This window comes from Geodermatophilus obscurus, from assembly GCF_900115395.1.
Lineage (GTDB): Bacteria > Actinomycetota > Actinomycetes > Mycobacteriales > Geodermatophilaceae > Geodermatophilus > Geodermatophilus obscurus_B.
Window position 1 is genome coordinate 439,403 of the sequence record NZ_FOWE01000001.1, and the last position, 25,057, is coordinate 464,459.

Here is a 25,057-nt window from a genome sequence, read left to right on the forward strand (position 1 = left end):
CCTGCACTCCCACCCCGACGGGTGCCCGAGGGGATGCCCATGGCCCTCGCTCAGCTCACGCGGGTGACCCTGCTCGACGGCTTCTCGCTCCGGTGGGAGGACGCCACCCCGCCCGAGCTCCCGCGGGTGATCCAGTGCCTCGTCGCCCGTCTCAGCCTCTCGCGGTGCCCGGACCGGGACGTCATCGCCGGTCAGCTCTGGCCCGACGTGCCCGAGAGCCGCGCGCACGGCAGCCTGCGGTCGGCGCTGTGGCGCCTGAGGCAGATGACGCCCGGCACGGTCGAGGTGTCGGGGGTCGCGCTGGTCCTCGCCGCCGGCGTGCGGGTCGACGTCCGGGAGCTCGAGGCGTGGGCGGCGCAGGTCCTCGACCCGTCCGTCGGCTGCGACGACCTCGCGGTGCGGGGGGAGGTGCTGCGGGGGGAGCTCCTCCCGGGCTGGCACGAGGACTGGGTGGTGCTCGAGCGGGAGCGGCTGCGGCAGCTGAGGATGCACGCGCTGGAGGTGCTGGCCGACAAGCTGGTCGTCGCCGGGCGCCTCGGCGAGGCGCTCGAGGCGGCCTGTGCCGCGGTGCACGAGGAGCCGTTGCGGGAGAGCGCGCACCGGGCCCTCGTGCGGGTCCACCTGGCCCAGGGCGACCTCGCCGGCGCGCACCGGGCCTACCGGTCGTTCCGGGACCTGCTCGCCGACGCGTTCGGTGTCGCGCCCTCCCCGTCCATGACCCGCCTGCTCGTCCCGGGGGAGCCGGGCGACCGGACACCCCTCACCCCCGCCCCGGCCGTCACCTGACCCGGGGGGCCGACCGGTCGGGGAGTGCCGGCCGGACGGCGCCGGTCCCGCTCGGGCCGGCCGGACGCCGGGCCACCGGGCGCACCGTCACCCGGCGGCCGGTTCCGCCCGGCCGGGCGACCCGGCCGGGCGCCGCGCCGGACCGGCCGCCGCCGGTCCGACGGGCAGCTCGGGGGGCGGTGCCGCGCCGGGCGGGAGCTCGTGCGACGCGATCACGTGGGGCACCCGGGGGAGCGCCCGGACGAGGTACTGCACGGGCCCGAGGGCGGCGGGGGAGTGGGTCACCACCGTGGCCGTCGGCGGGACCGCGGCCAGGACGCGCAGGATCCGCCACTCGGCGCCGCCGCGGTCCCCATCCGCCAGGAGCTCGTCCTCCAGGACGCGCGGCAGGCCCATGCGCTGCGGGGCCTCGTCGACACCGACCTGCCAGGCGTCGAAGGCCGTTCGCCGCCGGACGCTGGAGGCGACGCGGACGGGGTCCTGCTCCGGCGCCGACCGGGACGCGACCGGGTCGGCCTCCGGCAGCCAGACGGCGTCCACGGCGTCGCTGCGCGGCTCGGCCTCGAGCAACAGCCAGAGGAGGCGGGCGAGGTTCCGCACGCTGCCCCCGTTGCCCACGACGGCGCGGACGCAGGCGCCCAGCACGGCGTCGGGCCACATCTCCTGCGACAGCGTCACGAGGTGCGGGAGGACGTGGGCGAACCGGTTGCGGGCCGCGGCGACGTCGCCGGACCGGACGAACCAGACGGCGCGCTCCCGGAGCGTCGCCCCGAGGACCTCGACGACGTCGGCCCAGGTGGCCCCGGGCGGCAGCGACCGCTCCCGGAGCTGCAGGCCGTTGAGCCTGATGCGGACGACGTCGGCGGGGACGTCGGCGGGGACGAGGTCGACGTCGGGGAACTCCAGCCCGACGGCCGCGTGCAGCTCGGCCCGGCAACGGACGAGCGCTCCGGCCGACGCGGGGTCGGTCGTGCGCAGCGTCGACTCGGCGACCTCGACGACCACCTCGGGGACCGAGAGCCGGTCGACGAGCAGCTCGGCGATCTCCGGTCCGGTCTCGCAGGCGTGCACGGCCGTCAGGCGGTCCAGCCGGCGCGCGCCGGCGAGGCCGACGCCCGCGTCGAGCAGGTACTCCGCGACGGCGCCGTAGAGGCCGGTCCGGCTGTCGCGGAACCGCGCGGCGAGGTCCGTGCCGAACCGGCGCGCACCCTCCGGGTCCACGAGCAGCGAGGGACGGCGCAGCAGCGCCCCGTCGACCGCGTCGAGCAGGTCGGGGCCGGCCGTCCGTCCCGGGGGCAGCGACAGGAGGGGGCGGCCGGCGCAGGACACCTCGACGCGGTCGTCGGCGTCCCCGTCCTCCCGCACGTGGACGTCGACGTCGCGCGCCACCCCGAGGTCGGCGGCACGCCGGGACACGGCCTCCTCCAGCCCGGCCGCGAGCGTGCCGCCGGCGTCGGTGCCCCGGGGGAGCCGCACGTCCACGGCCAGGGCCGGCGGCGCTGCCGCTGCCTCGTGTCCCCGTCCCGGGGGGATCAGGCGCCGCAGCTCGCGCGCGATCTGGATCACGGTCCCTCGCTCTCCGCCAGGACGTACACCCGGGGCCGGTCGGCGGCCAGGAGCCGCCAGAGGACGAGCCGGACGCGCTCGTCCCGGACCCGGACGGCGACCGGGCCGGGAGGCAGGGTGGCCCGCCAGTCGCGGAGGTCCCGGACCAGGCGGCCCGCCCGGGTCCGCGGCAGCTGCCAGGCCGCGCCGTGCCCGGTGACGAGCCCTTCCGCCACCCGGTCCTGCAGCGAGCCCGGCACGTCGGAGGGGGCGCCCGCCGTGGGTCCGCGGGTGGTCGGGTGCAGCAGGGGACGGACGCAGCCGAGCGCGTCGACCGGCGTGGTGCGGTCACGCTCCTCGGCCTCGCGGAAGCCGGTCAGGATCGCGGCGCGGTCGCGGACGGGGACCCCTTCCCGGAGCAGCATGCGGAGGACCCGCGCGAGCCGGTAGCGGGCCAGGGGTTCGGTGGGCAGCCAGGGCTCCTCGGCCCCGTCCGTCGGCGTGACGTCCCACCCCTCGGCCCACAGGTCGACGTCGTCCGCGGTGACCCAGCGGAACATGTTCTCGCGGAGGAACGCCTCGAAGCCCTCGAGGACGACGGCGACCGGGTCCGCGGCGTCCTGCGGGACCGTCGTCTCCCCGACGCACTGGTCGTAGACGAGGAACCGGGCCGTCCCGGCGGCCGCCTCCGGGTCCGTCACGACACGCACCCCGGGGAGGCGCACCCCGAGGTCGGCGGCGAGCGCGTCGCGCAGCGCGGCGATGCCCGCCTGGAACCCCGCGGGGTCCAGGGCCGTCCTGAGGGCGCCGAGGGAGAGGCTGACGGCACCGGCGAAGGCCTGCCGCGTCACGTCGAACGCGTCGGCACGGCGGGTCCGGTAGAGGGGCGCCAGGTGCAGCGCCGGCACCGGTGCCGACCGGTCGTCGGCCGGGAGCGCACGGCGCAGCAGGTCGAGGGTCCCCCAGGCGTCCGCGAGGTCCCGTGCGAACACGGCCAGCGCCTCGTCGAGCGCGTCCGTGTCCGTCCCCGCGAGCACCCGGGCCACGTCCGCGGGCGCCGCGTCCGGGCGGAGGGCGGCCAGGGCCGACCGGGCGCGTGCCCGGGACCGGAGGTCGTCGGCCTCGGGCAGCGCACCGGTCCCCGCGGCCGCCCGTGACCACAGGTGCACCGCCGGGCCGGCCTCGCCCGCCTCCCAGCGCCGGTCGCCGTCCCGGACGACGGCCTCCGCGGCCGCGAGGAGGGCGCGCACGGTCTCCTCCGGCCCCCCGTCCGCGAGGACCGCCGCGTAGCGGTCGAGCGCCTCGGTGTGGCGGCCGGCGGTCGCCGCCCGGCGGGCCGCGGCCAGCCGCACGGCGGTGTCCGAGGCGGGACGCCGCTGCCGGCGGAGCTCCGCGATCCGCTGCCGGGCCCGCCGGTCGAAGTCGGTCAGCGCCTCGGCGACGGCGGGCCCGTCGGCCCTCGTGCGGCAGCCCTCGCGCACGAGCGGGACGTCGCAGGTGAGGAGGTGCACGAGGTCGTCGACGTGGTTCGCGCGGGTCACGGCTCCCGAGAGACGAGCCCGGCCGACCGCGAGGTCGTCGTACCGGGCATCACCGCGGACGAGGAGCACCAGGCCCAGGTCCAGCTCGATCTCGGCCAGCCGGGCGACCTCCGGGGTCTCGGCCACGAGGACGCCGAACAGCTCGACCGCGCGGTCCAGGTGACCGAGTCGGTAGTCCGCCCAGGCCTCGGCGATCGCGTCGGGACGGCCGTCCAGCACGGCCTGGAAGCACCGTCGCTCGGCGTCCCGCTCGCCGAGGACCCCGTGGCAGGTGCCGCGCAGCAACGCGGTCGCGACGTCGTCCCCCGAGGGCTCGCCGAGTGCCTCCAGCGCCCCTCGGGGATCGCCCTGGCGCAGCCGCAGGACAGCCCGGAGCAGCAGCAGCTCCGCCGTCCCGGGCCGGCTGCCGAGGCGGTCCTCGACGATCCCGGCGGCCTCGTCGTAGCGGCCCAGGTCCATGAGCGCGAGGACGACCTGGGTGGGCAGCAGGTCGTCGTCCACCTCGGCGAGCGCCGCGCGGCCCACGGCCTCGACGGCCTCGACGGCCTCGAGCGGGTGGCCCCGGTCGCGGAGCAGCTTGACCAGGAACGCCTCGGCCCGGACGGAGTGCGGATCGAGCAGGAGCGCACGCTCGACCAGCAGGAAGGGATCGGCGCCGTCGTCGAGCTGGGAGGAGACGACGGCGGAGCTGACGAGGGCCCAGGACGTGTCGGGGTCCGGGGACCCGAGGGCGAAGCCGGTGTCGAGGGCCGCCCGGGCCGACCGGAGGAGCTCCTCGCTGGGCTGGGGGTGACGCGCGTTGACCGACGCGCGGAGCGCCTCGCCGTACGCCCAGTGGTGGACGGCGACGTCCGGTGCCAGCTGTCGCGCCCGGTCGTAGAGGCGGACGGCCTTGCGCGACTCGGCCCACGAGTACCGGTCGGCGGCGTCGTGGTAGCACCCGGCGGCGTCCGCGGCACGGTCGAGTTCCTCGAGCACCTCTGCGCGCTCCAGCAGCACGCGGCCCTCCGGGTGGGCGCTGCCGCCGACGATGCCCGCCTGCAGCGCCCGGTCGAGGAGGTCCAGGGCGGCCGCCGGGTCGGTGAGCCGGACCCTGCGCGCGGCCTGCCAGAGCAGGTTCCCGGGGAGCTCGCGCAGGAGGGGCGCCGCCAGGACGTCCCGGCCGAAGCGGTGGACGGCCACGTCGTAGTAGTCGTTCGCGTGGCCGTACTCGCCCGCCAGCGCGGCGAGACGGCCCGCGGCCACGATGAGGTCGGGGTGGGCCTCCTCGGCCTCGAGGGCCCGCTCGAGGAGCTCGTGGGCCTCCCGCCGGAGGCCGGCGTCCATCCGGACCTCGGCCAGGGCGGCGAGGGCGAGGGAGCGCATCGGCCAGATGCCCTCGGCGCTCCGCTCGACCGCCCGCTCGGCCAGCCGTGCGGCCTCCTCCAGCCGGTGGGCGAACCGGCGCGCGGTGCGGGACCCGAGCACCAGCAGCGTGATCTCCGTCCGCAGCGGCAGGTCCCCGCGGGTGAGCAGGGTGCGCAGCACGGGCAGCGCGGCGACCGGGACGTCGTCGCGCAGGCAGCCCGCCACCCAGTCCAGCTGGTCGGCCGGCCCGTCGTCCGCCCGGTCGCGGACGAGCCGGGCGATCGCCTCGCAGGTGTCCCAGGCGGAGGCGGTGAGGGCGTCGGTCCAGGCCTCCAGCAGCCGTGCCTGCGGCGAGGCGTCCTGGCGCACCGCACGGCGCAGCTGGCTCATCCAGGCCGGGCCGAAGGGCCGGGCCCGCGCCTGCTCGCGCTGCTCCCGCAGGCCGCGTTCGAGCACGTCGGCGAGGACGGCGTCGACGCTGGCGAGGTCGCGCCGGAGGTTCTCGACCGCGGTGAGCGCCTTCTCCCGGTCGCGCTCCTTGAGCGCCCGGAGGAGCACGGGTGTGATCACCCGCGCGGGCAGGCCCAGCCGGGCGTCCTGCAGCCGCCGGATGCCGTCGTCGAGCGCCGAGTCGAACGCGTCCGGCGCGCCCTGTGGGTCGTCGTCCATCGCTCACCCCGCGGTGCCGAAGCGGAACTCGATCTCACCCAGCATCAGCTCGCAGAGGGCCCGCGTGTCGGCGTCGTCGGACTCGTCCCGGCGCTTGATGCGGATCAGCTGCCTGGCCTTGCCGGGGTCGTCCGGCCACGGCACGTCCCGGACCCACCGGGTGAGGGCCTCGACGGCCGGCGTTCTCGTCCCCTGGTTGCCGAGCAGCCGGAGCAGGACGGCCCGGACGTCGCCCGCCGGCTGCCGGGACTCCGGTGTGCGCGGCTGCGGCTGGGTGGCGGGTGCCTCCAGCCGTCCCTCGTCCGCGTCGGGGGCGACGGCGCGGCGGATGAGGTTGCCGTCGACCCTGCTCTGCAGGTACAGGACCGGCGTGCCGAACTGGCGGTTGAGCTGGACGCCCAGGAAGAGCTGGTTGCGGGCCAGTTGGACGGCCTCGCCGATCCGCTCTCCCGCTGCCAGCCGCTCGTAGATCGACTTCACGAACGCCCGGCCCTTCCTCGGCGGCATGGGGTACTGCATCGCGAGGACGGCGGGGATGTCCGCGGTGACGAAGGCCGGCGCCAGCTGCTCGAAGTGCTCCGAGGGGTCCTGGTCCCAGTCGCTGAGGTGGAGCACCACCAGGGTGGGCCGGGCGGCCCGCTCGCTGGTGAGGGTGTCGACGACGGGCTGGGGGTCGTCCCAGCCCGCGCCCCCGTGGCCGTCGGGGAGGTAGAGCTGCGGTCTGCCGCCCACGTCCTTGCACAGGGCCACCAGGTGGACGACGTCGACGTGGTGCCTGCGGTCCCGGAACCCCCGCAGGCGGGTCACGACCTCGGCGGGGTCCCACTCGTCGACGGGCTCGATCTCCAGGGCGGTGACCGCCTCGAGCTCCGCCTGCAGCTCCCGGATCTCCTGGCGCTCGGCGGTGAAGTCCTCGGTCGTGGGCAGGCAGACGACGAAGAGCACCCGCACCTTCTCGTCCTCGCTGCACCGGATCTCGCTCTCGCCCTTGCCGGCCACGAAGCGGCCGAGCACGAGGTTGGTCTCGGTGGCCAGGTAGAACGCCGGGTCGGGACACCGGACGAACTCCCACGGGAGAGCGGCGAGGTCCTGGGCGCCGTCCTCGAAGACCAGCCGGACCCGGATGCGGGGGCCGGTCTCGTCGTCGGAGCGCAGCTGGTCGCGGCGCGCCTGCGTCAGCCGCTCACCGGGCGGCCCGTCGAGCGCCAGCTGCCACAGGTGGTTGCCGAGGATCTTGAAGGTGTCCGGCACGAGGAGCGACAGCGCCCGGGACGAGGTCAGCCGCGGCTGGCTCGTGATCCTGCCCCGCTGCTCCAGGTCGGCGATGCGCTCCCAGCGCTTGAGCCACTGCTCGAGGACCTGGATGGTCTCCAGGTGGCTCTCGCGCCGGATCACCCCGCGCACCTCGTTCCGGCCGCTGTCCGGGGAGTCGTACACGCACCGGACCTCGGCGCCGTCCAGCGTGATCCGGAAGTCGTAGCCGCTCATCGGCCGCTGCCCTCCTCCCGGCCGCCGCCGTCGCCGAGGAGCGCCCACCGGTTCTGCAGGTAGATGACCGGCACACCCAGGAGCCGCGGGTCGGCGGGCGACCGGAGCCGGCTGATGGCGAACCGGGCCTCCTGCACGGCGGCGTCGAGGTCCACCCCGGCGGCGAGCTGCTCGTAGAGCGTCCCGCTGAACGCGATGGCCGTGCCGTTCGTGACCGGGTACTGCATGGCCACGACGCACTGCACGCCGTAGCGCACCAGCTGCGGTGCCAGGCCCGCGAAGCCGGCGGAGAAGTCCGCCCGCGCCCCCTCGCAGGAGTGGAGGACGACGGCGCGCGGCGCGCGTCCGCTGCGCGTCAGGACCTCCGCCAGTCCCCGGTCGTCCAGCCAGTGGGCACCGCCCTCGGGGTCGACGAGGGCGACCCGGGCCTCGCCGCGGTCGGGGTCGAACTCGCCGTGTCCCATAAAGTGGACGAGGTGCGGGCGGGCTCCGCGCCGGTCCACCGCGGCGGCGAGCTGGGGAGCGGTCGGGTCGTGCAGCACGGACACCTCGAGGTCCAGCGCCGCCGCGGCCCGCTCGATCGCCGCCACGGTCTCCTCGTGCACGACCGGCCCCAGGTGGGGGTCGTCGGGCTCGCTGACCACGATCAGCAGCCGCAGCCGCTCCGCGGGCGGGAGGACGGGCTCTCCCTCGCTCGAGGGCACGTACCGGGAGAGGACCATGTCGGGGCGTGCGGCGAGGAAGTAGCCGTTCGTCGTCGCCAGGGCGGGCCGGTAGAGGTACTCCCAGGGGACGGCAGCCAGGCGCGACCAGGGCGGGTCCGCGGGGAAGACCAGCTCCAGCCGCACGCGGTCGCCGCGGTCCCGCACCTCCCGCACGGAGCTCTCGATCCACGACCACACCTGCTCGGGGAACAGGCAGCGGTGCAGGAGGCCGCCGAAGGTCCGGATCTCGTGGTCCCGCCAGTCCCGGTCGCGGAGGGTGAGCCACCGCTCGAAGAGGCCGACCAGGTCGGCGTCCAGCCCCCGGAAGCCCACGTCGCCGCGGGGGGACTCGGCGTTGTCCGAGAGCCGCCGGGCCGAGACGCGCCCGCCGGAGTCGACCGTGACGGCGATCCGGGAGTCGGTCATCCCGGCCCGTCCTCGTCGGCGGGGAACCGCACCGTGTGCCGGTGGCGGGCCCGCAGCCGCGGGTCGTCCCAGCGGCGGTTGCGCGGGGTGTCGTAGTTGAACACCAGCTCGAGACCGGGTGGGCCGTACTCCAGCACGGTGGCGATCGCGGCGTCGTCGGGGTGGCCGAAGTAGCTGCCGTCGCTGGAGACGAGGTAGCGCCGGGCCGGCAGGAGGCGGACCAGGTCGGCCGTGAGGTTCTTGGCGCTCCCGTGGTGCGGCAGCTTGAACTCGGTGAGCGGGAGCCGGTCCGCGCCCCGTTCGGCCAGCAGACGCCGCACCGCGGGCAGCAGGACTCCGGGGGTCGAGTCCCCGGCGAGGAGCACGCGGTCGTCGCCGCGTTCGGCCAGGAGGACGACGCTGCTGGCGTTCGGCACCGACCGGTCGGGGTCGGCCCGTCTCCGGGCGAGGGTGCGCACGTCCGGGGGCGGCTCGCGGTCGAGGTAGCTGTCCTCGGGTCGCAGGCGGGGACGGGCGTCGAGCGCGGCGAGGGCGTCGGCGACCGAGCCGACGTCGATGCCCGCCTCGCGGCAGGCCCGCTCCCAGTCGTCCCGCAGTCGCAGCAGCGCGGGAGCGTCCGGGGCCAGGACGGTGAGCCGCAGACCACCCGGCAGGTCCCGGACCGGCAGGGCACCGGTGTCCCGGGTCGCCGCCACGGCCCCCGTGCCGAACGTGGTGTTCCACGGGATCGCGCGCTCGGTGATGATCGCGCTCAGGATCTCGCCCTGGACGGCGCCGAGCTCGGGGCTCAGGTGCGGCGCGCCGTTGTACCAGACCTCGCCCACCCCCAGGGCCAGGCCGCGGTCGTTGAGCAGCAGGATCACGCCCTCGACGTGGTCGGCGTCGACGTGGGTGAGGACCAGGACGTCGACGTCGCCGTCGAGCCGCCCGAGCCGGCGGCGGATGCCCTCGTAGGCCGGGGCGGGGCCGGCGTCGACCAGCAGGCGGCGGGTCGTCGTGCCGTCCGGCCACGACAGCACCAGGCAGTCGCCCTGCCGCGCGGGCAGCACGTCGGTGGTCAGGGACAGGGGGGCCGGCGCGGTCGCCGGGACGGACGAGGGCCTGGTCCGGGCCACCGCGGTCACCCCACGCCCACGCCGGGGTACGGGAAACCGGCCGGCGCGGCCGCGGTGGGGTCGAGGTGCCGCCGCACCGCTGCGTCGCAGACCGCGTAGCCCCAGTTGACCAGCTGCTCCTGCACGGAGGACGGCAGGCGCTTGAGCCGGGTGGGCACGGCGGCCAGCAGGGCGGTCTGCTCCGGCGGGCAGGGCAGGGCGCCGTCCAGCGGCAGGTACCGGTCGATCGGCGTGCGGATGCCCCAGTACGTCCCGGTCCGGTCCCCGCGCCGGAAGGCCGCGACGAGCTGCCTCTTGCGCAGGTTGCGGACCTGGTGGTCGATCACGCCGTTGACGCGCAGCGCGTGCCGCGGCCAGTCCGAGGGGATCCTCGCCTGCGGTTCCAGCTGCCCGCCGCCGTCGCTGACGAGGATCGTCGACGCGCGCTTCCAGGCCGTCTCCAGCGCCAGGTTGTCGTAGACCCCACCGTCGCTCAGCACGATCTCGCTGGTGAAGGCCCTCGTGGCCAGCGGTCCGGCCGACCGGGGTTCGAAGGCGTCGGGGTCGACGGTCAGCCGGACCGGGGACAGCAGCGGCGGGAACGCGGCGGACGCCGCCACCGCCGTGGCGAGGTCGACGGCCGGCGCCCGGACCATCCCCACCCGGTGGTCGGCCATGTACGGCCTCGAGAAGCGCCACAGCGACCCCGACTGCAGGTTCGTCGCGTTGATGACGAACCGGGGCTCCTCGGGGAGGTCCTGGAGGGTGGCGCCGGGGTAGAGGCGCCGGCGCAGCGTCCCGGCCACCCGCTCCGACACGGTGCTGGGGCTGAGGATGCCGCCCAGGACGGACGGCACGTCGATCGTGTGACCGGCCAGGTCGCGCACGGGCCGCACGACGACGTCGCCGAAGCCGAGGGCGACCCCCTCGCGGAACCGCAGGCGGTCCCAGCCCAGCGCCAGCACCGCGGCGGTGATGGACCCACCGGACACGCTGGACACCCGGGTCAGCCGGGGGAGGCGGCCGAGTTCGTTGAGCCGCCAGAGCGCCCCGACGTGGAACAGCATGGCCCGGTAGCCGCCGCCGGACAGGCACAGCGCGGTGCCCTCCCCGGGGTCCTCCTCCGGGCGCCCGGGGGCCTCCGGCTCCGGCTCGGACGCCGAGGAGCTGACGGGGGAGCCCGCCTCCGCCTCGCGGTCCCGTTCCCCGCCGGGCGCTCCCGGCTCACCCGCTGACACGGCCGGAGCACACCAGCACCACCGTCACCGCGGCGTCACCGGTCCACCGCCGATCGGTCGGCCGCTGACGGCGGTGACGGGGCCTCGACGCCGTCCGAGGAGCCTGGCGTACCCGGGGTCCAGGCCAGCTCGGGGGAGACGTCCGCGAGCATCCCGGCGCCTGCGACCCCGCCTCCCGGGTGCCCGGCAACGGCTCCGCGGCCGCGTCCCTCCGGCCGCGTCCCTCCGGCCCTTCGAGGTCCGGGTGTTCGAGCTGCACCGAGGCGCCGATGACCACCAGCCCCCGGATCGACCCGGGCGGACCGTGCGAGGCGGTCCGGGCTGGCCGATCGAGCGGCCTCGGGGGAGTGACGAGCCGGTGACGCCGCGATGACGGGGTCCCCGACAGGCTGTCGTCGACTGCCGCTCACGGATCGACCTCGCGGGGACCGGTTGGGCTCCTCGCAGCGGACCCGACCGCGCACAAGCAGAGGAGGCGGCCGTGACCATCGCCGCGAACAACGTGCCCGTCGTGCCGGCGCCGGAGCGACGCCGGCTCCGGACCTTCGCGTTCGACCCGATGTCGACGCGGTTGTCGGGGCGCTTCGTCACGCTCGACGTGCCCTTCGAGAGCGACCTCACGCCCGGCCCCTGTGGCGAGCTCGTGCAGGTCGTCGACTTCGACGCCACCGGGAACCAGTGGTATCAGCCGATCGACCTCGACGACGTCCGCGTGCTGGCGCAGGACGGCCTGCGGCCCATGGAGAGCGACCCCCGGACCCACCAGCAGATCGTCTACGCCGTGGCCATGAGCGTCATCGAGCGGTTCGAGCGCTTCGTCGGGCGACGCTTCCGGTGGCGTGCCGAGCGGCAGCTGCGGCTGGTGCCCCACGCCTTCGAGGGACGCAACGCGTTCTTCGACCCAGGGCGCCGGGCGGTGCTCTTCGGCTACTACCGGGCCGACAGGCACGATCCCGGGCCCAACCTCCCCGGCCAGGTCATCTTCACGTGCCTGTCCTCGGACATCGTCGCCCACGAGGTCACGCACGCCATCGTGCACCGCATCCGGCCGTACTTCATGGAACCCACCAACCTCGACGTCCTCGCGTGGCACGAGGCCTTCGCCGACCTGGTGGCGCTGTTCCACCACTTCGTCCATCGCGACGTCGTCGTCCGGGCGGTGACGACGACCGCTGGGGACATCGGCCGCAGCGACGCCCTGCTCGAGCTGGCCAAGGAGTTCGGGCACTCGACGGGGCGCGGGGCGGCGCTCCGCTCGGTCCTCGGCACGCTCGCCACGCCGGAGCGCTTCGAGGCGGCGACCGAGCCGCACGAACGCGGCGCGTGCTTCGTCGCGGCCGTGTTCGACGCCTACCTGGACCGCTACCAGGCGTCCATCGCCGACCTGCTGCGCATCGCGACGGGCGGCACCGGGGTGCTGCCCCCAGGTCGGTTGCACCCCGACCTGGTCCACAGGGTCGCGGACGAGGCGGTCAAGAACGCCGACCGCCTGCTGGGCATGGTGGTGCGCGCCTTCGACTACCTGCCCGTCGTCGACGTGACCTTCGGCGACGTCGTCCGCGCCATTGTCACGGCGGACCGGGCGCTCTTCCCGGACGACAGCGGCAATCTGCGGGGCACGCTGGTGGAGGCCATGCGCTGCCGGGGCATCTACCCCGAGAGCGTGACGTCCCTCGCGGACGCAGCTCTCTCGTGGCCGGTGCCCGCGGGCGACCTCAACCTGAACGACCCGAGGGCGCCCGTCGACCTCCTCCCGAACTGGATCCTGTCCGCAACGCACGACCTCGATGTCACCGGCTCGCAGGGGTCCCAGAGCACGGTCGTCCCGCCGGCGGACGACGACGACGTCACCCCTCTGGCGGCACCGCCGGTCGTCGCCGAGACGCAGTCGATCTACGCGCAGGCCCAACGGTGGGCCAAGCTGCACGCCTACGAGTTGGGGCTGGACCCCTCTCCGTCGCTGCGGATCGCCCTGCGCGGCATCCACGTCGCGTACCGCCGGGCAGCCGACGGCCAGCCTCGCCCCGAGGTCGTCCTGCAGTTGACCCAACGGCGGCGGGACCTCGAGGACCAGACGCTCGACGAGCACAGGCGTCCCGTCTTCCGGGCGGGCACCACGGTCATCGCCGGCGTCGACGGTCGCGTGAAGTTCATCGTGGCGAAGCCGCTGCCGTTCCTCGACCCCGGCCCGCCGAGGCAGGCGCCGGGGGACCAGGGCGTGACCCGGCGCCACCACGAGGCGGGGGAGGTGCGCTTGCGGGCGCTCAGACGCTGGATCGACCTGGTCGAGGAGTCCGACGCCCTCAGCGCCTGGACGCAGGAACCGGCGCTGAACCGCCTCGACTTCGCCGCGTTGCACGGGGACGAGGCCGGGAGGGCCGACTCATGACGACCAGCGTCTCGGTCCGGATGTACAACGTCGGGTTCGGGGACGCCTTCCTCGTCACGGTCGACGCCGACGGCCGGCCCTGGCGCATGCTCATCGACTGCGGCGTGCACAGCCAGGGACAGGCCCGCCCGATCAGGGAGTCGGTCCATGCCATCATCCGCGACCTCGCCGGGTGCAGCCCGGACGGGACCCCGCGCCTCGACGTCGTCGCCGCAACGCACCGCCATGCCGACCACATCTCCGGGTTCGCACTGCAGGAGTGGGAGCAGGTGGAGGTCGGCGAGGTCTGGCTGCCGTTCGTCGAGGACGTCAGAGACCGGGATGCCATCGCCCTCCGACAGGCGCAGGTGGAGACGGCTCGCCGGCTGATGATGCTCATCGACCGGCGCACCGCCGGGCTGGACGCGAGCGCCTGGTCGGCTGCCGTCACCGAGGCCCGTTGGTTCGCGATGAACTCCCTGAGCAACGCGGAGGCGACCGATCGACTCGTCGGCCGCAACGGCAAGCGCTTCGCCGGGCGGCACCGCGTGCGCTACCTGCCGCGGCCGGCGCAACGGCGCAACGCCATCCCGCTCGCCGACGGGGTCGTCATCGCCCACGTCCTCGGGCCGTCCCGTGACCCGCAGGACCTGAGGTTGATGAACCCGCCGAAGAACGCCGGCTGGCTGCGACTCGACGGCGACGGCTCCTCGTTGGACGACGCGCTGGCCGGTCTCCCGCTCTTCGAGACCCGCTATGCCGTTCACGACGTCGCACAGTTGCCCGTCGGACTGCTGGACGCCCACGCTTCGCTCCAGCTCGCCACGGTGACCAGCGACGCCGACCTCCTCGGTGCCGCATCGGTCCTGGAGCGGTCGGTCAACAACACCAGCCTGTTCCTGGTCCTGGACGTGCACGGCACGCGGCTGGTCTTCCCGGGTGACGCCCAGGAGGGCGCCTGGCGGCACATCTTGCGGGATCCCGAGAAGGTGCGGCTCCTGCAGGACGCCGCGTTCTACAAGGTGGGCCACCACGGCTCGCACAACGCCACCCCGAAGACCTTCGTGCACGAGATCTGGCGCGACGGTGGCGTCGCGATGCTGCCGTGGGGACGGGTCAAGCGGTGGGAGGACAGCATCCCCAAGAAGACCCTGCTCGACGCCCTGGGCCAGCACCACCACACCGTGGTCCGCGCCGACGCCCCTCACGCCGTCCCGGGCAAGGTCGTGGTGGACGGGGACCGGTGGAGCCAGGTCTCGTTCGTAGCCCGCGCCTGACCGCGCGGCCGGCACGGTGCCGCCTGCCCGCCCCGGGGGTCGGCGGGGCCGTACACCCCGCCCTCACGACACCCCACCCTCGCGACACCCCGCCCTCACGACCCGGGCGTCAGCTCCAGGCGCCAACGGTCGAGCCGGCCCGCGTCCCGGGCGGCCACGTCGCTGACAGACAGCACCCAGTCCCCGGTGACGGGCTGGCCGGTCAGGACCTGCAGCGGTGACGGGGGAGCGGAGCCCAGTCGCAGGTGGAGGTCGTGGGAGTCCCCGCCGCCGTCGTGCAGCACCGCCCGGCGTCCCGCCGGCGAGGTCAGGTGCACCCGCAGGTCGCCGGCGGAGGGGTGGGTGACGTCGACGCTGACCACGAGGCTGCGCACGGTCCCCGCGGCGTCGAGGTGGAGCACGTCGGAGACCCCGGCCGGGCGGTCGTCCGGGATCGCCAGCCGTGGCGCCGACTCGGCGGTCACGACGTCGGTGGGGGCGTCGACCGGGCCGACGGTGAAGCCGATGACGGGGCCCGGCGGGTCGATGTCGCTGATGGTCAGGCCGGAGTCCGCGCCGTCCCACGTGCGGGAGTGCGGCCTCGTGGCGTGCGACAGCGCGGTGCCCGCGACCCTGCCGTAGAGGTCCTCCCCGTCGCCGGAGTCGGCCCCCGCCTCCAGGTCGTGGCGGCCGTCGGCCTGCAGGAGCGCGCACTGGTAGTGCTGGGCCGCGGTGCCCTGCTGGAACTCGTTGGACCCCCTGGTGTCGCAGTGGTAGACGGCCAGGCCGCTGCTGGGCAGGTGGGTGTCGAAGCCCGCCCGCGAGCGGTTCTCGACCAGGAAGTACTCGTGGTCACGGGTCGTGCGGTGCCGCAGCACCGTGTCGAAGTCTCCCTGCTGCGCCTGGTGGCGCCGGCCCGGCTCCAGCACGACCTCGTTGCCGCACCACCCCGACAGGTCGCGGAGGTAGACCGACACCGGCGCCGGGGTGCGCCCGACGTCGAGGTGGTTGCCGCTGCCCATGACGCAGTAGCTGCCGATACCGGCGCTCTCGAAGGAGTCCCCCTCGCGCTCGGCCCGGCCGTAGTCGTAGAGGTCCGGCCAGCGCATGAGCATGTGGCCCGCCTCGTGGCAGAACGTCCCGATGCTCAGGTCCGCGGGCCGGCGGCCCGTGCTGGTGACCGTGTAGAGCTGGGTCCGGGTCGACCCCTGGTGCACCTCGTGCACCCAGTTGTGCGGCCAGAGGTCCCCGCGGTACTCCGTCCGCCCGGCGTACATGATCGACAGGGCGTCCACGATGCCCTCGCCCAGGGAGTCGAAGTCCGACAGGTCGACCCCCGACCGCAGGGCGAGCTCGATGGCCTCGGGGACCAGCAGACCGCGGTGCGTCTCGCTGGCGTAGGCCAGTCGTGGCCGGCTCAGGGTGAACGGGCCGACGACCGTGTTGGTGTAGTGCAGCCGGCCGGAGGAGACGGTGCGGAAGTACTCGCTCACCGAGCAGGCGTTGCCGTGGCCGCGGAAGTCCTCGCCGTTGAGCAGCTGGTCCACCTCGCCCTCGCCGACGGTCGTGTCGAGGTCGGGGAAGCGGACGAGGACTGTCAGCCCGCGGACGTCGCCCGCGTCCAGCCGGCGCCCGCGCAGCAACCCGCCGTCCGGCCCGAAGGTGAGCAGCGCCTCCGGGTCCACCGGGAGCTGGTGCGGACCGGGCGGTGGGAGCATCCACTCCGTCCGCGCCCGGATCCAGGCCCGCCGCCTGTCCGCGGCGTCCTGCACGTGCCGGGGGACGTGGTCCGGCGGTGCCGCCTCCACCGGCACGCCGGTGGAGAACAGGGCGCCGTCGGCCGTCCGGTCGGCGTAGCAGAAGAGGCCCGGGCCGTCGTCGTAGAGGACCGTGAAGCCCTCCGGCGTCTCGGTGCGGCTGTACCGCTCGTCGCCGAAGGTGACCAACCGGAGGGGGGCACCGCCCTCCTGGGTGAAGGTCAGCGTCTCACCGAAGATCCCGCTCACCGTGCGTCTCCTCTCCGGGCGACCGGACCCGCCGGCCGGCAGGTCGCCACCCGGGTCCGGCCCGCCGGTGTCGCACGGTAGGGACGCCGCCGTCACCGCACCGTCACCGGTGCCGGCCGCGTCCCCGGCCGGAGGACCGTCGCCGGAGGAGCCGGCGACGTCCCCCGCGCGGCTTCAGACCTGGGCCAGCTGCGGCATCGAGGTGGCGAGGGTGATGCCGACCGCCGCGTAGGCGTCCCCGACGGCCGCCAGCTTGGCCTGCTTGTCCGGGTGGCCCCCGAAGTAGGTCCGGGCGACGTCCAGGACCGACTGCAGCGCCTGGGTGAAGGTGGCCAGCGGAGCCAGCCGCGCCATGCCGAGGTAGGTCAGCACCGCGACGTCCTCGACGGTGAACACCCGCCCGGTGGGACCGGACACGGTGAGCAGGTTGTGCACCGCCTTGTTGTGGATGTTGCTGTTGACGTGCACCCAGCCGTTGTCGTTGGCCGGCCCGGGCTGCTCGCCGGGCCGCAGCCGGCGGAACTGGTCCATGTGCTGGGGGTGACCGGTGCGCGACGGGTCCGAGAAGTCCCGCAGCGGTCGCCCGTCGCTGCGCAGCCCGGGTCCGATCTCCCAGTCCCAGGTGCCGACGTCGTGCCGGTCGGGTGCCCGGTACCAGTTGTTGATGATGACGCCGGCGCAGTCGGCGAACGACTCGTTGAGCGCGCCCGACTGGGTCGCGTACACGAGGTCGGAGGTCGACTCGATCACCCCGTGGGTCAGCTCGTGCGCGATGACGTCGAGGTAGCGGGAGAGGCTCACCAGACGCCCGTTCCGCCGGATCTGGCCGTACCACATCTTCCGCTGGTACCAGAACGCGTTGAGGAGGGTGGGCGGTTGCTCCATGCTCGCCGCCGTCACGTTGACCTGCGAGACCAGCGCCATGCCCTGGTCGTCGATGCCGTCGCGCTGCAGGACCACCTTGTAGAAGTCCTGGACCCGCGAGGCGTTCAGGTGGGCCGAGACGGCGGCGCGGTTGGTGTCGCCGAAGTCGCCGGTGGGGGACTCGACCGGGGTGGGCGGGAGGGGCGGGTCGCTGTCGATGTCGGCGAAGCGGAGGTCGTAGGTCCGCACCGACCGCAGCGGGTCGTCCAGCCGGCACGCGGGGCCGCCGGGCCCGACGAGCTGCCCGAGGAAGGTCTGCCGGTCGTCGTCCTCGTCCGTCCCGGCGCACTTCGCCGGGGTCGGGAGCGCGGTGGGGACGGCGCTGTAGCTGAAGAGGATCTCGCCGTCGTGCGCGTCGACCAGGTAGGCGTAGCGCGCGGGGACCGGCCGCGGCCCGAGGCCGTGACCGAGGCGGGCGTCGGGGTCGCCGGGGTCGGCGTCCCCCGGCGGCGCGGCGGGGACGTCGGTGAACAGCCAGACGAGGTGCCAGGACCCGCCGCCCGCGTCCCCACCGCCGTCGTACCCGTCGCTCTTGTAGTAGTGCAGCCGCCCGGTCGTCGCGGCCTCCGGTGGCAGGTCGGCGCCGACGTACGCCGCGAGCCGCTGCAGCGCCTCGGTCCGGCTGAGGGACTCGACGGGGTCGACCCCGTCGACGGCCTCGAGCTGCGCGGTGACGCTGACGAGCTCACGCGCGTCGGTGAGCTCGACCACGGCCCGGGCGCCGAACACCGGGACGTCGCCGTGGGTCTGGGCGAACCGCACCTGACGGGTCCGCAGCGGCCGCAGGTCCTGCTCGCCCTGGGCGACCAGCCCGGGCACGTACTCCGGCCGCTCGGGTTCCAGCAGGGCGCGCACGGCCGGGCGGTCGTCGCGCTGGAGGAGCTGGTCGAGGTAGAAGCGGGCCGCCGCCTCGTCGCTGGTGAACGCCCGGGCCGGGGCGTCCTGCGCCCCGCCGGCGCCCGACGTGACCGCGACGTCGGCCGCGGCGACGGGGAAGTCCTCGGGGGCGGCCGAGCGTGCATCGGGACGGAGGCCGGGGTCCTCGTCCACGTGGTAGTGGAGGTCCTGCAGCGGGGCGGTCATCTGACTTCCCTTCGTCGGCCGGCGGGTGGCCGGGCGGTGGCTCAGCGCGTGGCCGCGACCCAGGCCGCGGCGGTGACGAGGCGGGCGATGTCCCCCGCGTAGTCGGCGTCGATCGAGGTGTCCGTGGGCAGGTGGTAGCGGGGGTTCATGTCCGCCGGCGGTGCGTCCGGCCCGGGGCCGGCGAAGAGGTCCTCCGAGACCAGGCAGGCCGGGTAGCCGTTCAGCTGGAAGCTGTGGTGGTCGCTGCGCGCGTCCGCCGGGTCCGCCTCGCCGGCGTGGGGGTACAGCTGCGGAGCCGGCAGCGCGGGGGAGACCTGCGGGACGAGCTCGGCGACGGTCCGCGCGAGGGCCAGCGACCGCGCCTGGACCGTCGGGGAGCGGCGGAAGCCCGCGTGCAGCTCGAACGTGCGCCCGGGCAGCGCGTCCCAGCCGATCATGTCCATCTGGAGGACGGCGGTGATCGGGGTGCCCAGGAGGGCCTGGTCGCGCGCGTAGGCCAGGCTCCCCACCAGACCGTGCTCCTCGGCGTTGAACAGGACGAAGCGCACGGCCCGGCGGGGCACGTCGAGGGCGGCGTCGAGCGCCAGGACGGCCTCCGCGGCGACGAGCACCCCGGCGAGCCCGCTGCCGTCGTCGTCGGCTCCCGGCGCCGCGTCGACCGCCGGGTCGTGGTCGGCCGCCCGCGCTCCGGTGGAGTCCAGGTGTGCCGTCACCAGCACGACGCCGTCGAGCCCGGTGCCGGGGAGCGCGGCCTCGACGTTGGCCAGCTGCCGTCCCTCGTGCGCGAAGACGTGCCGGCGGACGACGAGGCGCCCTCCTCCGATCCGCTCCAGGTCGGCGGCGAGCGCGGCGACGGCCGCGGCGTTGCCGGGGTGCTGGACGTGCCGGCTGGTGATGACCGTGCCGTCCCCGCACGCCGGCGCGGTCCCGGTGTAGCGCGCGAGGTGGCCGGCGAGGTGCTCCGGGCGGACCCTCGCGTCGAGCACCTCCTTCTCCTCCGGGGTGACGGCCGGGCCCACGACCCCGGCCTCCGCCGCCCCGGCGCGGTCGCCGGCCGGCTCGACCGCCGGGGCGAGCCTGAGGTTGTGCCCGTGCCGGGAGGCGGCGAGGTGGTAGTCCTCCACCGACTCGGGCGCCGGGACGGCGACGACGAGGCCGTCGGCGGTCGAGGCGAGGACGGCACGCGCCGCCGGGCCCGTCCGGAAGAGGTCCCGCGAGCTGCCGTCGAGTGCGAGGAAGCCGCTGTCGACCTGGCGGTCGTCGCGCAGCAGGTACAGCTCCGTCGTGAGCGGCTGGTCCTCGGTCCCGAGGCGGTCCACCAGGAAGCCGAGGTCGTCGAGCCGCGCCGCCGCCGACGTCGTCCCGACCGCGTAGACGGTGCCGCCCCCCTGTCCCGTGACGTGCAGGGGGAGGAGGGGCAGGTCGCGGAGCTCGGCCCGCCAGTCCTCGCCGGCGTGCGCGAGGGGGACCGTGACGCGGAGGTAGCGCAGTGGTGCCTGCTCGTCCAGCACCGCCGTGGCCAGCCGGGGGTGCGGTGCGACCAGCAGCCCCGCCTGCAGGGCACGGGCCCGCTCGCCGGCGTCCTCCCCGACGAACAGCACGCGGTCGGCGGCGCCGGCGCGCTCCACCGCCTGCGCGAAGAGGCGGGGCGTGTCCTTCCGGCCGTAGAGCACCAGCTCGGGGTCGAGGTGGCGCCGCAGGCCGGCGTCCTCCAGCGCCCGGTCGACGTCTGCGGGTGGGATGGGCCCCGGGTCCGAGAGGACCCCCAGACGGGCGCCGCGTCCCGCGAGCTCCGCGAGCACGCCGGGCACGTACGGGTACACGGCGAGGTCCTCGATCCGGTCCCCGCCCGCGGAGAGCGTGACCGAGGCCAGGGTGCCCCCGATGTCGAAGAAGACGGCCGTGCCGTTCAGCGGGTCCATCGCCATCCCTCGGTCCCGGGCCGCCCGAGGCGGGCCCCGGGGCCGGAGCATGCGCGGTGCCCGTCACCGGGGCGTCACCGCGCGCCCGGCGGCGCTCTCACGCGCCCATCGTGTCGTCCATCTGCGCCAGCGGGCGGGCCGCCTCCCGGAGCGCGTCGACCGCCTCCCCGAAGGACACGGCCTCTCCTGCCGGGACCGGTCCCAGTCCGGTGACGGGGACGATGCGGTCGCGACCGGGGTCCTCGTAGTGCAACCACAGGGCCTCGAAGTTGAGCGCGGGGACGCGGTACAGCCGGAGCTCGGCGTCCTCCTGCTGCTCCTCGGCGACGCGCACCACGACGTCGAGTGCCTGTGCGAAGGGCTCGAGGTGCCGGGCCGAGGCCGACATCTGACGGATCCGGCCGTCCGCTCCCTCGTCCACGTCGTAGAACGCCCGGGGGGTGCCGGCGTCCGTCTCGTACACCCGGAGCCCGGCCGGCTGGCCCGTGGCGTCCCCCTCGCCCGCGAGTGCGTCCAGGCCCACGACGAAGACCCGCTGCGCCAGCCCCAGCGACGAGGACGTGTCGGCCGCCGACCGCCGGGCCCGCTCCGGTTCCACGTCCGTCTTGAGCCTGAGCAGGGGACGGGCCTCCCAGATCTGCCGGAGGACGGCGTCCGGCAGGGGGACGGTGGTGATCGGCACCGTGGACCACCCCTTCGTGAAGTAGGTGTGCGTCCAGGTCCCACTGCCCTGGTAGTCCGTCGAGAAGTCCGCGACGGTGAGGTGCGAGGTGCCGTGGATCGGGTCGTCGACATCGAGGAACGCCTGGCCGAGGACCGTGCTGTACCCGTAGATGCAGGTGAAGTGCCCGCCACCCCCGGACCAGCCGACCCGGGCCCCCACGGGTCGTCCGGCATCGATCTCGGCGCGGATCGTCGAGAAGCTGACCGGCCCGGTGACGCGGACGAGGTTCCGGGTCCGGGTGAGGGCCCGGTCGAGGTACCAGGGCACGTTGCACGGCCCCGCGGTCGGGGAGCCGCAGCAGTCGGTGCGCTGCAGCTCGGCGTCGGCCACCCGGCACTGGGTCCACCGGCTGCGCACCCGGTAGAAGTGCGACACGCTCGTCGCGGTGGCGGCCCAGCACCAGTTCGACTCCGTCTGCGCCTGCATGCTGAAGTCCAGCTGCCTGGACCGGACGTGCCTCCCGGCGATGTCGACGTCCCACAGGAGCGCCTGGTACGGGGTGGACGAGGCCGAGACCAGTTCTCCGGCGGGCATGCGCGGTCCCTCCGCTGGGTGGGTCCCGTCCACGTGACTCGTGCCACATGGACTCGTGGCCCTGCGCCGGAGGCTAGGGAGCGGGCATCACCGGGGCGTCATCGGCGGCGGGGGCACTCGTGCCGGCCGATCCCACGTCCTCGTGTGCCCCCCCGGGAGCCGAGGTCCCGGAGCCCGTGACGCCGCGGTGACGGTCCCCGTGCACGGTTCGGAGGTCCCTCGACGACGCGCGGCGCCTGCCACGGCGCATGCCCGGACGGGGAGGGCCCGTGTCCGAGAGGACCTTCCCGAGGGGATGCCGCAGATGAACCGGACAGCGATGGAGACCACCGGGCGGACGGAGACGCTGCCGCCCGCCCTGGGACTCGACGACCTCGCGGCCGCGGCGCCGATCCCGGCCACCGAGAGCATGCCCGCGGACGTCGCGGAACTGCTGGAGCCGCACTCGGGCGTCTACGTGCTCTCCGACGACAAGCCCTCCCTGGACGCCGGGTCCGCGCACGTCCGGGCGGCGGCCGACGTCTGGCACGTCGACGCCGTCCACGGGGAGCTCAGGACGACGATCCCCGGGCTGGAGCAGACCGAGCTGCCGCTCGAGACCGCCGAGTCGGTGCGGGCCGAGGACGCCGGGACCGACAGCCACCGCCCGGGATGGCTGGAACAGCAGTTCCTCCCCAGGCTCGCCCCGTTCCAGCTGTCCCCGCGCGAGACGGGCTCGCCAGGGTCGCGCCTGTTCTTCGAGCCGAGAGCCGCCGCGGAGGCCGAGCGGCTGGCCTATCCGTGGTGCTGCGTGGGCAGGGTCGTCACGAGCAGCTCGCTCGGCACCTGGACCGGCAGCGGTGTCCTCGTCGGCCCGAACCTGCTGCTGACCGCGGGTCACGTCGCGCCGTTCGGCGGGAGCAACTGGTCGATGGAGTTCATCCCGGCACTGCGGCAGGGCGACCCCAATCCACGACCCTTCGGCAGCGCCTTCGTCTCGCAGTACCGCGGCTACAACAGGCCGAGCGACGTGTTCGGCTACGACTACGCCATCTGCCGGCTGTACCGGCCGCTGGGCCAGGCGCTCGGCTGGATGGGCGTGCAGTCGTGGGGGGACGAGGACGAGTACGAGCGTCGTTCCTACACGTCCTCCGGGTACCCGGCCACGTTCGGCGGCCGGCCCGCCGTCCAGTTCGCCATCGGGATCCGGGACCTCGACAACGACAGTCCCGGCAAGGAGCTCGAGACCGTCGAGTACACGACCGGCGGGTGGTCGGGCGGGCCGCTGTGGTTCTTCGCCGGCCAGAGCCCGATGGTCGTCGGCGTCCTGAGCGGTGCCGAGACCGACGGGTTCGACCCCCGCCGGGACGTCTACGCCGGCTATACGGCGATGATCGACCTCGTGCGGTTCGGCCGGGACAACTGGCGGCCGTGAGCCCGCCGCCCCGGCCGTCCCGCGGACTCCGGACTCGCTGGGTCCGGACCGGCCCCTGACCCGTCCCGCCCCCGGTCGCCGCACGCCGGCAGGGGCGGGACGGGCCAGGGGCTCGCGGACGACCTCGGGGTGGTGCCGACCTCCGGCGACCGGCTCAGCCCGGTGCGTCGTCGGCCTCCCGGTCCGCCTCCAGGTCCAGGGTGAGGCGGTCGCCGGCCAGGCCCAGGCGGTAGGTGTAGCGGCCGGGCGGCAGTGCCTCCTCCCCGACGAGGTCGAACGGCTGCAGGGCCCGGTCGCCGCCGGGGCCGCTGACCTCCACCCGCGCGAAGCGGCGGACGTCGCGGACCTCCCGGTAGTCGCTGCTCCCGCCCACCTCGACGGGTCCGAAGTCGACCGGGTCCTGCTCCCGGCCCGGGGGATGGATCCGGACCGCGTCCAGCCGGGACCCGGTGTCGTTGCGTACGCGCACCCGTGCCACGGCGACTCAGCGGAGGAAGTCGATGCCGGCGCTGATGAAGTCCATCCGCCGTTCGGCGGTCGAGCCGGTGCCGGTCCGCACGCCGACGGAGATGCCGGCGCCCCAGAACACGTCGGGCTTGTGCGGCACCCCGAAGACGGCGAACGGCAGGCTGCCGGAGAGGTTGACCGCCTGGTGCGCGGCGATCCTCGACGAGCCGTCGTAGACGTGGACGTCCCGGACGACGGCGTCGGGCCCGCCGGTGACGAGCCGGAGCATCGCCCGGGCGAAGGCCAGCCGGTTGCCGTCGACGATGACGGGCGTGGGGACGGCGAAGTGGTACCAGTTCGTGGTGTTCGGCCGGCCCACGACGCGGGTGAAGAACCCGAAACGCTGGATTGACTCGACGTTGGCGTCGACCTCGACGTGGAGGTCGGTCCCGTGCGTCCACATGGCGTGGGCGATGGGGAACCCGCCGTAGAGGCTCTGGATCCCGGCGATGTCGTCGGCCTCCACGGCGCGGTGCGGGCCGCCGTAGAACGGGGCCATCAAGGCGCCGGCCACGCTGGAGTGACCGAGGCCGAGCGAGTGGCCGAACTCGTGGGCGGCGACCGTGACGAGGTCGATGGTGCCGGCTGCCGGGGGGACGGTGACCGTCCACGTCTCGGCCTCGTCGAAGTGCGCGTCGCCCATGATCGCGGTCACCGGCGCGGGTGGCACCGACGGGAAGAAGGCGTGCGCGAGGACGCCGCTGGGCCCGTCGAAGGGGGATCCGTCCCCGTGGTCACCCGCGGCGAAGCGGATGACGATCTCCGGCCCGGCGCTCATCGCCACGGGCGTGAAACGCAGCGGGGTGTGCCCCGCCCACAGGGCGAACGCCTGCTCCACCGCCGTCGTCACCTGGCCGGGGCTCAGGTCGGGCGTCGTGTTGTCGATCGCGTAGCGGAGGTTGGTGGTCGCCCACTTCCGGCCGGACGTGGAGAACTCCGCGAGGTCGGGGGCGTCGGGGTTGCCGCACCGTGGCGCGTTCATCCGGGCCGCGGTCGCCCCGTCGACGACACCGGTCACCGAGAGGCCGGCGAACTCCTGGAAGCGGCGCACGGCATCGGCCGTCGCGGAGTCGAACGTCCCCCGCTCGACGCCGGCCGGACGCCCCACGAGGTCCGCGAGGTCGTCGCCCTCCGCCAGGGGGAACGGCTGGCTGCCGAACGCCGCGAACCGCTCGGCGATCGGACCCAGGTAGCCGAATCGCTCCAGGTAGCCCTGGACCTGGTCGACCTCGTCGCCGGTCGTCCCTTCCGCGAGGTCCGCCCGGATCTCCGTCTGACCGGTCATGACACATCTCCCTCCGAGGAGGACTGCCAGGTGTTCGTCCCGACGGCCGGGTCCCTGGGACTCGCAGACTCCTCACGCGCCGTCATCCGAACGTCACCGTCACGTCACGGACGAGAGCGTCGGCCGGGCCTGCGCTCCGGGGCGCGTCCGGTGCCGCTGCGCAGCAGCCGCCGGGGACGACCAGCGGTCCGGACCG

At 75.0% G+C, this 25,057-nt stretch carries 16 protein-coding genes; 4 read left to right on the top strand and 12 right to left on the bottom strand.

The genetic code is table 11. The features are described 5' to 3' along the window. Positions 1 to 39 precede the first annotated feature (39 nt). The gene (locus BM165_RS02045) at positions 40 to 786 is read left to right on the top strand and encodes an AfsR/SARP family transcriptional regulator (protein ID WP_075011830.1); all 747 of its coding nucleotides are present in this window, start codon (positions 40 to 42) and stop codon (positions 784 to 786) included. Positions 787 to 873: 87 nt separating this feature from the next. On the opposite strand, the gene BM165_RS02050 is transcribed toward BM165_RS02045, so the two are convergent. The 6 genes from BM165_RS02050 to BM165_RS02075 are packed head-to-tail and all read right to left on the bottom strand — an operon-like array spanning position 874 to position 10,838. Further along, positions 874 to 2,352 carry a hypothetical protein gene (locus tag BM165_RS02050; RefSeq protein WP_075011831.1) on the bottom strand — a complete coding sequence of 493 codons (1,479 nt, stop codon included), beginning with the start codon at positions 2,350 to 2,352 and terminating at the stop codon, positions 874 to 876. Then, complete coding sequence (locus BM165_RS02055; protein ID WP_075011832.1) at positions 2,349 to 5,888, bottom strand: tetratricopeptide repeat protein; 3,540 nt, start codon at positions 5,886 to 5,888, stop codon at positions 2,349 to 2,351. Before BM165_RS02055 ends, BM165_RS02050 begins: the two co-directional genes overlap by 4 nt. A 3-nt stretch (positions 5,889 to 5,891) precedes the next feature. After that, a complete protein-coding gene (locus BM165_RS02060) occupies positions 5,892 to 7,376 on the bottom strand; it encodes a CHAT domain-containing protein (protein WP_075011833.1) in 1,485 nt (494 codons plus the stop codon). Further along, positions 7,373 to 8,506, bottom strand: a complete 1,134-nt coding sequence (locus BM165_RS02065; RefSeq protein WP_075011834.1) for a CHAT domain-containing protein — start codon at positions 8,504 to 8,506, stop codon at positions 7,373 to 7,375. The genes BM165_RS02060 and BM165_RS02065 overlap by 4 nt, the downstream gene beginning before the upstream one ends. Beyond that, positions 8,503 to 9,621 carry a ComEC/Rec2 family competence protein gene (locus tag BM165_RS02070; protein ID WP_177225064.1) on the bottom strand — a complete coding sequence of 373 codons (1,119 nt, stop codon included), beginning with the start codon at positions 9,619 to 9,621 and terminating at the stop codon, positions 8,503 to 8,505. The genes BM165_RS02065 and BM165_RS02070 overlap by 4 nt, the downstream gene beginning before the upstream one ends. A gap of 5 nt (positions 9,622 to 9,626) precedes the next feature. After that, positions 9,627 to 10,838 (bottom strand): patatin-like phospholipase family protein, encoded by a 1,212-nt coding sequence (locus BM165_RS02075; protein ID WP_208976603.1) that lies wholly within the window; start codon positions 10,836 to 10,838, stop codon positions 9,627 to 9,629. A gap of 481 nt (positions 10,839 to 11,319) precedes the next feature. Here BM165_RS02075 and BM165_RS02080 point away from each other — a divergent pair, with 481 nt between their 5' ends. Continuing rightward, on the top strand, positions 11,320 to 13,227 hold the full coding sequence (locus BM165_RS02080) for a gluzincin family metallopeptidase (RefSeq protein WP_075011836.1): 1,908 nt from the start codon (positions 11,320 to 11,322) through the stop codon (positions 13,225 to 13,227). Then, on the top strand, positions 13,224 to 14,483 hold the full coding sequence (locus BM165_RS24605; protein WP_075011837.1) for a ComEC/Rec2 family competence protein: 1,260 nt from the start codon (positions 13,224 to 13,226) through the stop codon (positions 14,481 to 14,483). Before BM165_RS02080 ends, BM165_RS24605 begins: the two co-directional genes overlap by 4 nt. 95 nt (positions 14,484 to 14,578) lie before the next feature. Here the strand turns inward: BM165_RS24605 and BM165_RS02090 are convergent, their stop codons facing one another. From BM165_RS02090 to BM165_RS02105, 4 genes are all read right to left on the bottom strand, one after another. Next, positions 14,579 to 16,468 (bottom strand): M6 family metalloprotease domain-containing protein, encoded by a 1,890-nt coding sequence (locus BM165_RS02090; protein WP_075011838.1) that lies wholly within the window; start codon positions 16,466 to 16,468, stop codon positions 14,579 to 14,581. 174 nt (positions 16,469 to 16,642) lie between these two features. Beyond that, entirely contained in the window at positions 16,643 to 18,475 is a 1,833-nt protein-coding gene (locus BM165_RS02095) for a M4 family metallopeptidase (protein WP_075011839.1), read from the bottom strand. A 41-nt stretch (positions 18,476 to 18,516) separates the two neighbouring features. Next, positions 18,517 to 20,397 carry a M28 family peptidase gene (locus BM165_RS02100; protein WP_075012097.1) on the bottom strand — a complete coding sequence of 627 codons (1,881 nt, stop codon included), beginning with the start codon at positions 20,395 to 20,397 and terminating at the stop codon, positions 18,517 to 18,519. 97 nt (positions 20,398 to 20,494) lie between these two features. Further along, entirely contained in the window at positions 20,495 to 21,655 is a 1,161-nt protein-coding gene (locus BM165_RS02105; protein WP_075011840.1) for a papain-like cysteine protease family protein, read from the bottom strand. Positions 21,656 to 21,959: 304 nt separating this feature from the next. On the opposite strand from BM165_RS02105, the gene BM165_RS02110 reads away from it, so the two are divergent. Then, the gene (locus BM165_RS02110) at positions 21,960 to 23,069 is read left to right on the top strand and encodes a trypsin-like serine peptidase (protein ID WP_177225065.1); all 1,110 of its coding nucleotides are present in this window, start codon (positions 21,960 to 21,962) and stop codon (positions 23,067 to 23,069) included. 154 nt (positions 23,070 to 23,223) lie between these two features. On the opposite strand, the gene BM165_RS02115 is transcribed toward BM165_RS02110, so the two are convergent. Both BM165_RS02115 and BM165_RS02120 read right to left on the bottom strand, forming a co-directional pair. Continuing rightward, positions 23,224 to 23,538: a hypothetical protein gene (locus BM165_RS02115; protein WP_143107979.1), complete on the bottom strand. Its 315-nt coding sequence runs from the start codon at positions 23,536 to 23,538 to the stop codon at positions 23,224 to 23,226. A 15-nt stretch (positions 23,539 to 23,553) separates the two neighbouring features. Next, positions 23,554 to 24,861, bottom strand: a complete 1,308-nt coding sequence (locus tag BM165_RS02120) for a DUF6623 family protein (RefSeq protein WP_075011843.1) — start codon at positions 24,859 to 24,861, stop codon at positions 23,554 to 23,556. Positions 24,862 to 25,057 lie beyond the last annotated feature (196 nt).